The 12,494-nt window shown below is 23.8% G+C and carries 10 protein-coding genes; 7 read left to right on the top strand and 3 right to left on the bottom strand.

The features are described from left to right. Positions 1-225: 225 nt before the first annotated feature. Together KYD98_RS04170 and KYD98_RS04165 are read left to right on the top strand one after the other, a co-directional pair. Complete coding sequence (locus KYD98_RS04170) at positions 226-609, top strand: BlaI/MecI/CopY family transcriptional regulator (protein WP_219778325.1); 384 nt, start codon at positions 226-228, stop codon at positions 607-609. A 63-nt stretch (positions 610-672) separates the two neighbouring features. Continuing rightward, positions 673-2,883 carry a M56 family metallopeptidase gene (locus KYD98_RS04165; protein ID WP_219778324.1) on the top strand — a complete coding sequence of 737 codons (2,211 nt, stop codon included), beginning with the start codon at positions 673-675 and terminating at the stop codon, positions 2,881-2,883. Positions 2,884-3,068: 185 nt separating this feature from the next. Here KYD98_RS04165 and KYD98_RS04160 read toward each other — a convergent pair whose 3' ends face one another. Further along, the gene (locus KYD98_RS04160) at positions 3,069-4,199 is read right to left on the bottom strand and encodes an iron-containing alcohol dehydrogenase (protein WP_219778323.1); all 1,131 of its coding nucleotides are present in this window, start codon (positions 4,197-4,199) and stop codon (positions 3,069-3,071) included. Positions 4,200-4,616: 417 nt separating this feature from the next. On the opposite strand from KYD98_RS04160, the gene KYD98_RS04155 reads away from it, so the two are divergent. The 4 genes from KYD98_RS04155 to hcp all read left to right on the top strand — a co-directional run bounded on the left by KYD98_RS04155 (position 4,617) and on the right by hcp (position 7,762). Beyond that, the gene (locus KYD98_RS04155) at positions 4,617-5,255 is read left to right on the top strand and encodes a hypothetical protein (protein WP_219778322.1); all 639 of its coding nucleotides are present in this window, start codon (positions 4,617-4,619) and stop codon (positions 5,253-5,255) included. 21 nt (positions 5,256-5,276) lie between these two features. Beyond that, a complete protein-coding gene (locus tag KYD98_RS04150) occupies positions 5,277-5,855 on the top strand; it encodes a hemerythrin domain-containing protein (RefSeq protein ID WP_219778321.1) in 579 nt (192 codons plus the stop codon). A gap of 1 nt (position 5,856) precedes the next feature. Continuing rightward, complete coding sequence (locus KYD98_RS04145; RefSeq protein WP_219778320.1) at positions 5,857-6,036, top strand: DUF1858 domain-containing protein; 180 nt, start codon at positions 5,857-5,859, stop codon at positions 6,034-6,036. Positions 6,037-6,097: 61 nt separating this feature from the next. Next, positions 6,098-7,762 (top strand): hydroxylamine reductase, encoded by a 1,665-nt coding sequence (gene hcp, locus KYD98_RS04140; RefSeq protein WP_219778319.1) that lies wholly within the window; start codon positions 6,098-6,100, stop codon positions 7,760-7,762. Between the two features lie 98 nt (positions 7,763-7,860). On the opposite strand, the gene KYD98_RS04135 is transcribed toward hcp, so the two are convergent. Beyond that, a complete protein-coding gene (locus KYD98_RS04135) occupies positions 7,861-8,361 on the bottom strand; it encodes a hypothetical protein (RefSeq protein ID WP_219778318.1) in 501 nt (166 codons plus the stop codon). Positions 8,362-8,378: 17 nt separating this feature from the next. Continuing rightward, positions 8,379-8,852, bottom strand: coding sequence for an SPOCS domain-containing protein (locus KYD98_RS04130; RefSeq protein WP_219778317.1), 474 nt, complete (start codon positions 8,850-8,852; stop codon positions 8,379-8,381). Positions 8,853-8,988: 136 nt separating this feature from the next. Here KYD98_RS04130 and KYD98_RS04125 point away from each other — a divergent pair, with 136 nt between their 5' ends. Continuing rightward, positions 8,989-12,483 carry a COG1361 family protein gene (locus tag KYD98_RS04125; RefSeq protein WP_219778316.1) on the top strand — a complete coding sequence of 1,165 codons (3,495 nt, stop codon included), beginning with the start codon at positions 8,989-8,991 and terminating at the stop codon, positions 12,481-12,483. Positions 12,484-12,494 lie beyond the last annotated feature (11 nt).

The raw sequence follows: 12,494 nt of genomic DNA, 5'->3' as shown, positions 1-12,494 counted from the left end.
AATATTAAGAATTTACTCTAATTATAAATATTGACATTTTAAATCTACAATTGTAGACTAAGATTATAATTTACAACTGTAGATTTAAAATATAACTAAAAATATTAAGGCTTATATGATGTTTTAAAATAAGGCTATGTTTTAAGTGAATGTTGATATTGTAGTATAACGCTCATGGACAGGGGAATTTACTTAAAAATAATTGGAAAAAAGGAGATGATAAATATGAGTGAGGTACCAAAAATATCTGAATCAGAATGGGAAGTAATGAAACTAATATGGAAAAACAACCCTTTAACATCAGAACAAATAATAAATTCTTTGTCTGGAAAAATAAATTGGTCAACTCAAACGATAAAAACATTTATTACAAGATTAATAAAAAAAGGTGCAATAGGGTTTGAAAGGTGTGGTAGAGTTTATAACTATTATCCTTTAATTTCTGAAGATGAATGCATAAAATTAGAAAATGAATCTTTTCTTAAAAAAGTATATGATGGAGCATTAGGAATTCTCTTTAGTAAATTTTTAGAAGAAGAAGAATTATCTATAGAAGAAATTGAAGAGCTTGAAAACCTACTTAAAGATAAAAAAGAAAAACAAAATTAAAGCAATTTTAGAATATTAAAATTTTATATAAAACTTGCATAAGGGGAAGAGAGAGAGGTTTTTATGGGAATTTTAGAAAAATTTTTTTTATGGATTTTACAAACTTCTTTAACCACAAGTATTGGTATTTTAATACTTATGTTAATTTTAAAAGTATTTAATAATCATATTGGTGTAAGGATTAAACATGGATTGTGGATTTTAGTAATTATAAGATTACTTGTACCTACAATTCCTGAAATGAATATTAATTTATTTAGTACTTTTTATGAGAAATATGAAAATGTTATTCAAATACAAAATCAAAAAGATGAATTAAAAGGAGAAGAAGAATTACCTATAGTGGTTAATAAAAATAATAATGTAAATCATAATATGAATACTGAAATAAATGAAAAAGAGGAAATACAAAATGCTGAAAAACAAAAGTTAATATCAGTTATTTTTAAAATATTTTCTTATTTATGGATTATAGGAGCAGTAATTTTAAGTTCAATATTTCTATTATCAATATTTAATTTTAAAAGAAGAGTTAAATATTTGAAAAAAGATAATTATTCTGAAATTCAAAATTTAATGAATAGTTGTGTTAATAGAATTAATGTTAGAAAAAACATTCCTGTTTTTATTCATAATACATTTAAGAGTCCATGCATATTGGGAATTATAAAACCTAAAATATATATTCCAGAACATGTTTTAAGAATAAAAGATTTAAATCAACTTTCACATATATTTTTACATGAGTTAATGCATTATAAAAGGAAGGATTTATTTTACAACTCCATTGGAGTAATTGCACTTTCAATACATTGGTTTAATCCTTTAGTGTGGATTGCAATTAATAAAATCAAACTTTATAGAGAATACGCCTGTGATGCAAGTGTACTTGAAATTCTTGGGGAAGAAGAAAAAGTAAAGTATGGAATGACTCTTATAAATTTTTCGAAAAAATTTTCACATAAAAATAAATATTCACAATTGGCAATTTCTTTTGAAAATAGTAATCAAATTAGGGGGAGAATTAAAATGATAAAAAATTTTAAAAATGGATCTTACAAAATATCAGTTAAAGCAGCTTTAGGAGTAGCATTGGCTACAAGTTTAATGTTTACAAATAATATTATAGTTCAAGGAGCAGAAGTTAATAATGTTGTATCAACCACTTCAAATAACAATAGTATACTAAGCTCAAAGGATCGAGATAAGTTTCTTATTGATTCACCTAAAAAAGTTTATGATGATATAGAAAAAGTAGAAAAAGTATGGGGATTAAAATTCAAAATACCAGATTTTATGCCTGGATATAACCCAAGAGTTTCATGTTTTCAGCTTATAAAACTTTCAGATAATGAAAATGCCTTGAATATATTTTTAAAAAATTCAGATGCATCAAAAGACGAAATTGCATTCCAAATTTTTGAAAAAGATCCAGTGGAATCTTTAAAAAAAATTGAGAGTTCATATAAATCTATTAGGGCTAGAATTGAAGGCGAAAAAGAAGAAATGAATTTAGAGGGAATAAATGGATTGAGCGTTACTTTAAAATCAACTACACCATCTATAATGACAGATGAGTATATTATTCCAGAGCGTAAAGATGTTCACAAATATTTTGCATGGCAAAATGAAGGTATTTGGTATAGTATAGAATATAATTCTATATTTAATGATAAGGAAATATTAAATCTTTCAGAAGACAATATAGAGAAAATAGCAAAGTCTATAAAATACCCAGAAGAAATAAAAAATGTAAACTATTCTGTGGAGAGAGAAGTTTCAACAGAAATAGGAGTAATGAGTATTTATGATAAGGAAGATTTAGAAAAAGCAAAAAAATTATTAGGATTTAACCCAAAACTTCCATTAACAATTAATGAAGATGTAAAAATAAATGATTCAGGTGTAGGTATTTCTGGAGATTCTGATATAGAAAATAATAAAATTAATTATGAACTTAACAGTTTTTATTCTAATAAAAATGGATCAATAACTTTTACTGCACAAAAAAATTCAAAAGTTTATGATAACATAGCTGAGAATGGTTATTTTATTCGAGAAAATACAGAAGATAATAAACCTAAGAAAATTAAAGCTGAAAAACTAAATATTGATAATAAGGAAGTCTTTAAATATGAAGAAACTGATTATACACCTACAGTAGAATATATTTGGAAAGAAGATGGAATTTATTACTCTGTTTTCTTTTTTAATGGAACTGAAAACTCATATGATATAGCTGAAAAATTTGTTAAATCTAAACCTATAGATTAATAAACTATGATTGATTAACTAAAAAATAATTTATAAAAAAGGAACCTAAGAATATAAAATATTTTTAATGTATATTATTAGGTTCCTTTTATTAATATTTTTAAATTTTGAATTTAGAAACTACTTAATTAATTTATTTATAAAAAATATTGAGTTTGTTAATATTAGTTGTATAAATATGATCTTTATAATGATTTATAATAAATATCCTTTATTTCTTCTAATGTAAATTCTTTAGGATGATTTGAAATACTTGGTTTTGAAACTTTCATGCAGTTTTCTGCCATCCAATCAATATCCTTTTCTTCTACTCCAAGTTCACTTAACGTTATGTTTAAGTCAATCTTTTTTAAGAAATTTCTTATAGCATCTGAACAATCTTCAGCGTTGGTACCACCTAATAATTTTGATATATCAGTATATTTTTCTATATCACTTTGCCATGATTTTTCAATAATTATTGGTGTTAATGCAGCAAGACCTTTTCCATGAACAATATCATGTAATCCACTTGCAGGATGTTCTAGTCCATGTGGTGCTGTTACCCCTGCTACTCCAATTACCATACCACCTAAGGTACTTCCTAAAGTTACTTTTTCAAAGGCATCTAAATCAGTTTGATCATTATAGACTTTAGGTAAATTTTCAGCTATTAATTTAATTCCATAAAGGGCTTTTATATCAGTTAATGGTTGTCCTATTTTTGATAAATAAGCTTCCATGTTGTGTGCTAATGCATCAAATCCAACTGATGCAATTATATGTTTTGGCATTGTAACCATAAGTTCTGGATCTACAATTGATGCTTTAGCAATAATAGCATTGGTTCTAAGAGATTTTTTATCTTTAGTTTCAGGATTAGTAAGAACTGAAAAACTATTTCCTTCACTTCCTGTTCCACATGTTGTTGGAACTAAAATTATTGGTAACGCTTCTGTTCCTTGTTTTATTCCAAATATATAGTCAGATATATCACCAGAATTTTTAGCTGAAAATGCAATACTTTTTGCAGCATCCATAATACTTCCGCCACCAAGCCCTAAAATGACATCACATCCTGTTGTTTTTACAACTTCAACACCTTCATATATTGTTGTAGTAAGTGGATTTTGAGCAACTTTATCAAAAACTTCAACTTCAATTTTTGCTTGTTTTAATAAATTAATTGTTTTATCAAGTAATCCACTTTTTTTTGTGCTGTTCTTACCAGTTACTATAAGAACTTTTTTTCCATATTTAGCTACTTCATTACCTACCTGATTTATTTTACCTCTTCCAAATAAAAGATTTACTGGAAGGTTGTAATTAAATTCCATATTAAAATTCCCCCTTGCATAATATACAATATATTTTTAATAATACATATAAACGAATAAAGGCATCTTTTCAAATAAAGATACCTTTGTCTAACTAATGTTATCATATAAAAATATATAAATCTATTATCATTTTAAGTTTTTTTATTATAATAAGATATTTTTTTCATTTTGATAAAAGAAGATATAGCTATAATCAAAGGAATATTTTGAAGAGATTAAGTGTTTTTAGATTATTTTTAGCATTATATTTTGAATAAGTAATAAAATAATTTAAATTTGTAACGAATGTTACATAATTAAGTTCAATACTATAATATAATTTCTATTGTAGACAAGAACAAATTTAAAGAAGACTTAAATAAAAAATAAATTTTAAATATATAAAAATAAATAAAGATTGGAGAGAAAATAAAAATGAGTTTATATTTAGGAAAAATACATTATTGGTTATTTAATAAAATATTATGGTTCGAAGGACTAGAATCTGAAATAATTAATCTTGCTAAAAGTGAGAATTTAGATATTGAAAGTTTAAGTAAAGAAATTAATGATAAGTATGGAGAGAAACTTCCGAATAAACCTCTTGAAGAAATGATAGATACAAGTAATATACATGGATGGCTACAAGAAAAAATACATTCTGCAGAAGGAAGAATGGCTGCGTGGACTACTAAAATTCTTCATAATAATAAGGAAGCTTATAATGGAATGGAAAGAATATATATTAATCAAGCAATAAAAGCAGCTAAAGAAACTAAAAAAGATAAAGGAAAACTAAATAGTGCTGATGAAATATTTAATAGTGTAAATGACTATATTTTAGATGGTATGCCATGTGATAGAGTAAATGAAATATTTACTGCTAATGAAAGTACTGTAGAGTGGACTATAAGAGTATGTGTTCATAAGGATATATGGGAAAAAGAGCAAGGCGATGTAGACTTATTTTATAGATTAAGAGGTTTATGGATTAAAGCATTTATTAATGAAATAAATAATGAATTTGACTATATTGAACATGAAAATGGATTGAAATCAATTAAGAAAAAATAAGTTTTAATAGGAGAAATTAACATGAATGCAATAGATATAATGATGGAAGAACATAGATATATTGAGCGTATGCTTAATGTTGTAAGGAATGCATGTTTTAAATTATTAAAAGAGGATAAAGTGAATTATGATGATTTTTATTCAATGATAAATTTTATTAAAAATTATGCAGATGGACATCATCATAATAAAGAAGAGATAATACTTTTTAATAGAATGGTAGAAAACTTAGGTGCTTTAGGAGAAAAAACTATAAAGAATGGAATGTTAGTAGAACATGATTTGGGAAGATTATATATAAAAAATCTTGAAGAAGCACTTGAAAACTTAAACGTTGGTGATGAAGAAGCCAAGTTAGATGTAATTGCTAATGCTATTTCTTATACACATTTATTAAAAAGGCATATTGAAAAAGAAGATAATGTTATATATAAATTTGCTCAAAGAGAGTTAAATACTGATATATTAGAAAATATAGATAAAGAGTGTGTAGATTATGAAAATCAGAATGTGTCTATAAGAAATGAAAACATAAATATATTAGAAAATTTAGAGAAGAAATATTTAACTACATTAAACAATATAAGAGGAGGAAAATAAGATGATAACTAAAGATATGACAATAGGTGAAATAATACGTGTTAAGGAAAACGCCCCTCAAATTTTAATGAACTTTGGTATGGGGTGTGTTGGGTGTCCTTCAGCTCAAGCAGAAAGTCTTGAAGAGGCTGCGATTGTACATGGATTAAATATTGAAGATTTATTAAAAGCTTTAAATTAATGAATAAAATAATCCCTTCTTAAAATACTAATAAAGATTAGTATTTAAGGAGGGATTTTATATGGAAGAAAATCCAATGTTTTGTTATCAATGTGAGCAAACAGCAGGGGGGAAAGGTTGCACTAAAATAGGTGTATGTGGAAAAACACCTGAAGTAGCTAATCTTCAAGATTTACTTATATATCAATTAAAAGGAATAAGTTGTTATGCTAAAGAACTTATAGAAAAAGGTGAAGAAATAGAAAAAGATATTGTAAGCTTTGTAGAAAATGGTTTATTTACTACACTTACTAATGTTAATTTTGATGCAGAAGTTCATGTTAAAATGCTTAAGGAATCTCAAAAAATAAAAGAAAATCTAAGAGATAGAATAGGTATTGATAAAGAATATCCAGAACAAGCAACTTATAATTTAAGTGAAACTAAGGATGAAATGCTTAAAGATTCTAAAAAAGCAGGGATTATGTTTGATCAAGAGATAGATGCAGATGTAAGGTCTTTAAGACAAACAATAATTTATGGATTAAAGGGAATAGCAGCATATGGTCATCAAGCTAGATTCTTAGGTTATAATGATAATCAAGTTGATAATTTTTATTTTTTAGGATTAGAGTGTACAACAAATGATAAATTAACTGTTGAAGAGTTAATTCGTATGACTATGAGAACTGGAGAGATGAGTGTGGGTGTCATGAAAAAGTTAGATGAAGCTAATACTGAAACTTATCAAAATCCAAGTCCTCATAAAGTTAATGTACATATTGAAAAAGGTCCATTTATTATTGTTTCAGGTCATGATTTAAGAGATTTAGAAATGTTGTTAGAACAAACAGAAGGTAAAGGAATTAATATATATACTCATGGTGAAATGATACCTAGTCATGGTTATCCAGGTCTTAAAAAGTATAAACATCTTGTGGGGAATTATGGTGGAGCTTGGCAGGATCAACAAAAAGAATTTGATGGTATACCAGGTTGTATTTTAATGACTACAAATTGCTTAATGAGACCAAGAGAGACTTATAAGGATAGAATTTTTACAACAAGTGTAGTTGGTTGGGATGGAGTTAAATATATTGAGGCTGATAAAGATGGTTATAAAGATTTTTCACCAATAATAGAAAAGGCACTAGAACTAGGTGGATTTAAAGAAAGTGAAGAACCAAAAGAAATTCTTGTTGGTTTTGGTCATAATGCAACATTAAGTCATGCAGAGGCGATTGTTAATGCAGTTAAAGAAGGAAAAATCAGACATTTCTTTTTAATAGGCGGATGTGATGGTGCAAGACCAGGAAGAAATTATTATACTGAGTTTGCAGAGAAGGTTCCAAAAGATTGTGTTATCCTTACACTTGCATGTGGGAAATATAGATTTAATAAATTAAACTTTGGAGAAGTTGCAGGACTTCCAAGATTATTAGATGTTGGTCAATGTAATGATGCATATTCTGCAGTTAGAATTGCTACAGCATTAGCAGATGCATTTGATACAGATGTAAATGGATTACCATTATCAATAATCTTATCATGGTATGAACAAAAAGCAGTAGCAGACCTTTTAGCATTACTTTCATTAGGAGTAAAAGGGATTTTCTTAGGACCTTCACTTCCAGCATTTATAAGTCCAAATGTATTACAATATTTAGTAGATACATTTAACATACAATCAATAAGTGAACCTGATGAAGACTTAAAAACTTGTTTGCAACAAGGGGTAAATTTATAAATAAATTTAAAGAGCAATAGAACTATCTTAAATATATTAATATTCATTTAGGATAGTTCTATACTTTTTCACTCAATTAAAAATATTTTCTGTTTTTATTATAAAATATTTTTGATTAATGGTAAAAAGTTAATAAGAATAGTCACATTATAATAAAAGGTTCTTTTATCAATATAACAAAATTCAACATTTTCTATATAAGGAGAAATGTTATACAATTTTTTATTAATTATATCTTCTATATCAATATTATTAATATAACTAGGAAGAGAAATATAACAATATTTAGATATTGTTGGAGAGGAATAAAAAAATATATTATTAAGTGGATGATAACTAATATATTTTAAATTCTCCTTTATAGAATAATCAATAAGTAATCTATGAGTATTTAAGTATTGACCTTCATTAGAAACTAACTTATTACCCGTAAAAAGTTTAACAGAATTTATAATAACATTGGTAAAGAGAGTTAAGGGCTTTTTTATATCTTCAAATTTATTATTAAGAGATATGTAACCACTAATACTTGTTTCTTTAAAATAATTAATTTCTTTTAAAAAATTTAGTGATTCAAGATCATTACTACATATATTCAAGAATAAATCTCCTTTCTTTAAAAATTAGCTTCTACATATAAATTAAAAGTTAAATAAATATTTGAATCATTTAATTTATTACTACATACATCAATGATATTACTTGATAATGTGATTTTAGACGTATAAGGAGAATAATCACATAAATTTATAGATTCAACAAAAAATATTTTTGTATTATAAAAATAAATATTATTTAAATTGCTATTTAAAACATATTGAATAGTAGTATTAATAATACCAGTAAAGAAAAGTTTATTTCCAGTAAATATACAACCATCATATGAAGTACCTATTGGTGTTTTTATAATTTTATAGTTTAGTATATTTATATTTGATTGAATTTGAATAATGTTTTCTATATAAGAGTTTTCTAAATTTAATGTAACTAAATGAGATAAATTAAAAAGTTTAAAATTTTTAGTACTAAATTTATATGGACTAGATATACCTATATATTTTACTGAGGAATTAGAAACATTATTTATCAATTAAATTCACTCCTTTTAAATATGTTTACTATTTATTTTATGAAAGTAATACTAAATTAAGTATAACTATGCATATATTTTTAATATTAAAGATAAGTTAGTATATAATCATATTTACCAAAATGGGGTGAGAATAGTGAACAAAAAACATTTACTAGAAAGTACCTTATCAATAAAATCTAATAAAGAAATTGCAACTTTATATAGTGAAATAGAATATAGTATATATCTTGAAAATAAATTAGGCATAGATATGAACAATTTAAGTTTGATTATAAATATACCTAAAGGCACTAAATATAAGGAAAATAGTTTATGTGTAAATGATAAAAAGCAGTTTTTAGATTCCAATAAAGTATTTAAAATACCAATATTTAAATCAGGATATTCATTAAGGATAAACTATACGGTATGTGTAGAAGATATACCTCACAATGGTAGTATAAATAATCATATAAGTCTTAAATATTATGAAGATGACAATATTTTAAATGAAATAATAAGTAAAGAAGTTATAACAAAAGTAAAAGGTGTAAAACTAGATATAATTAAAGAAATAAATAAGAAAGAATTATATATTAATGATGATATTATTGAAAAAATAAAAATAACTAATAGCGGAAATATAAAAGCAGTTAATTTAATAGTAGAAGAATTATTACCAGAAAATATAGAAATTGAAAGTATTATTATTGATAATGTTAAATTTAATAATGAAATCAGTGTTCCAGTAGGCGTTCTAGAGCCATTAAAATCAGTAGAAATTATAGTTTTAGGGAAAGTAATAGGAGTAAATAATGTTAAAGAAAATTTAAAAACATTAGTAACTTATGATTATTTTGATGATTATACGTATAAGTATAGGATTAAAAATTCAGTAGAAAAGAGTATTCCTATTTATGTAAGAGAAGGGCATTTTGGCGTTAAGTCTATAGAAAAAAATTCATTAACACTCTCTAGTAATACTGTATATTTTAATAATTCAATTACTTTAGATTTTAAAGTTTATAATATAGGAAACATACCAATAGAAAAATTAAATATTAAATTAAAAGCATCAAATAATATAGGAATAAATAATATAGTAATCAATGATAGAAATATTGAAGATGAGAATATATTTGATGGTATAAAACTAAATAAATTTTGTGGTGAAGAGTTGAGTTTAAAATCAAAAGTTTATATTCAAAAACCAGATATAGAAGAAAAAAATATTAAAATTATATTAGAATATGAATATTTTAATCAGGAAAAAGGAGAGAATGTAAAAAAATTATATGAATCTAATGAAGTTAAATTAGTAGGTTGTGGAGTTGTTTTAAATAATTTAAATGGTGAAATACCAAGTAAAGAATGTAATAAAAAAATTTGTACAATAGGTGATTGCGTAACATATTATTTAAATATAAAAAATAATGGAAATAAAAAATGTGAAAATTTGATATTTAAAGAGGAGATAAATAGTAATAGTGAATTTGTAAAGGATTCTTTTAAAATAAATAATAAAATTATTAAACAAGCTAATATATATGACGGGATAGATATAGGTTTATTAGATATAGGGGAAAGTGTAAATATAACATATAAATTGAGAGTTAAAGAGAGTTCATATTCAGATTGGTTAATAAGTACTTCTCATTTAGAGTATGAAGAAAATCAAATACTAAAAAAAATAGATATTACTTTTAAAGATACTAGAATTATATATTCATCTTTAGTTGAAATTGAAGATAAAAAAGATATTTGTTATTACAAGAAAGAAGATAAAAAAATATATTATATAACATTAAAAAATTTAGGTAATGTTGCAGTTGAAGATGTAAAAATAAAATTAAAAAAGTCAAATAATATTAAATTTTTAAACATAAAACTTGATGAAAGAAAAATTGAATCAAGTTATTTTAATAATGAAGAATTAATTATTCCTATAATTAAAAAAGATGAAACTAAACTTATAGAAATAGAATTTGATACAATTTCATATGAATTAAATGATGATATAAGAATATGTGGTGAAGTATCATATAGTTATCTAGGTGTGAGTAATAAGACTATATATAATACATTAATTTTACAAGAACAACAATACAAAATAGTTTATGGAGAATTTAATGCTAAAACTATAATAGACAAGCCTTATTTTATAAATAATAAAGAAATAAATGGATTTATAGAAGTTAATAATACAGGAAATGTTGATTTATATGATATTGAATTTATTTCATATGAAAATAAAGAAAATATAAATTTAATTATTGAAGAAAAAAGCGATTTATTAGAAACTTTAGAAGTTAATAAAAAATTAATTGTTCCTATAAAGATTAATTTAAATGATTTTAATAAGAAAAATAATGTGAAATTTAATCTTATAGTAAAAGGATATTATAAATTTCAAAATGAAGAAATAATGATAGAAAAGAGAACAGAAGAATTATATATAGAAATAATAAATGAAGAGTTGGAATGTTATATAGAAAGCAGTAAGAATAATTTTTTTATTGAAGAAATAGCAAATTTTAAAATTATTATAAAAAATATGGGTAATCATGATTTAGAAGAAACATTCTTAAATTTATATATACCTAAAGAAATAGAAATTATACAGGATAAAATTAATATAAGAAATAATTCATATAATGAATTAGATATAAGAAAAGGAATAATTATAGGGAAAATACTTGCAAATGAAGAATTGTGTATAGAATATTTAGCGAAAGTTAAGGAATTAAATGTGAATAGAAATATTATAACATATTATAAAATAGGTGGATATTATAAGCTTAGTTTTGATAATAAAAAATTATATAAAGAGTATAATAGCGAAACTTTAACAAATAAAATAGAAAATGTTAGTTTAAAAACATTTTTAACATCTGATAAAAATGTTTTATTAAATGGAGAAAAAATAAAATATACATCTACTTTAATTAATAATGGAACTGTACCGATCAAAATAGATTATAGATTAGAGAACGGAATGGAATTAGAGGAAGTTAAAGATTTAACTACATTAAATGGGGAATATGTTAATAACATATGTGGATTGATAAAAATAAAACCTAATGATGGATTAATAATTGAAAAAGTTTTTAAATATAATGGAATTAGGGGAAGTAATGATGTAGTAGTAAATGGAATTGCTACAGTATATTATGAAACTGATGATCATCAATATGAACGGTATACTGAAATAAAGACAGAAGAAGTAGCAGTTGAAATAACAAATAGGATATTTAAAGAACTTTTGCTAGAAGAAATGATAGATATATCAGTGATAAAGCCTAAAATATATGAAATAACTAAAATTTATTTAACACCAACTATAATGAATAAGAATGTTAGAAAAATTCAACGGAATTATGATTATGATTCTAAAGAAATTATAGCATATAAATTGGATATTATAGGACAGGTACAATATACAGTTGAATATATATCAAATTTAAATAATGAAGAGATACATTTATTTTCAACAAAAAAAATATTCACATCAAATATGTTATTACCATATGATTTTATGGAAGGAGAAGAATTTAATATTGATATAAAAATTTTGGATATAAACTCAAAAATTATAGATAAAAATAAAATGTTTATTAATGCTAATATATTAATAAACACAAATATATAAAGTATCATATA

This window comes from Clostridium weizhouense (assembly GCF_019431045.1).
GTDB lineage: Bacteria > Bacillota > Clostridia > Clostridiales > Clostridiaceae > Clostridium > Clostridium weizhouense.
The sequence above is the reverse complement of the archived record's forward strand: the minus strand, read 5'-3'. Positions and strand labels throughout refer to the sequence as shown.

Bases quoted from the DNA above. Each gene is read 5' to 3' on its own strand.
- KYD98_RS04165 (WP_219778324.1), top strand. From the start codon at position 673: ATGGGAATTTTAGAAAAATTTTTTTTATGGATTTTACAAACTTCTTTA.
- KYD98_RS04170 (WP_219778325.1), top strand. From the start codon at position 226: ATGAGTGAGGTACCAAAAATATCTGAATCAGAATGGGAAGTAATGAAA.
- hcp (WP_219778319.1), top strand. From the start codon at position 6,098: ATGGAAGAAAATCCAATGTTTTGTTATCAATGTGAGCAAACAGCAGGG.
- KYD98_RS04150 (WP_219778321.1), top strand. From the start codon at position 5,277: ATGAATGCAATAGATATAATGATGGAAGAACATAGATATATTGAGCGT.
- KYD98_RS04155 (WP_219778322.1), top strand. From the start codon at position 4,617: ATGAGTTTATATTTAGGAAAAATACATTATTGGTTATTTAATAAAATA.
- KYD98_RS04160 (WP_219778323.1), bottom strand. From the start codon at position 4,199: ATGGAATTTAATTACAACCTTCCAGTAAATCTTTTATTTGGAAGAGGT.
- KYD98_RS04145 (WP_219778320.1), top strand. From the start codon at position 5,857: ATGATAACTAAAGATATGACAATAGGTGAAATAATACGTGTTAAGGAA.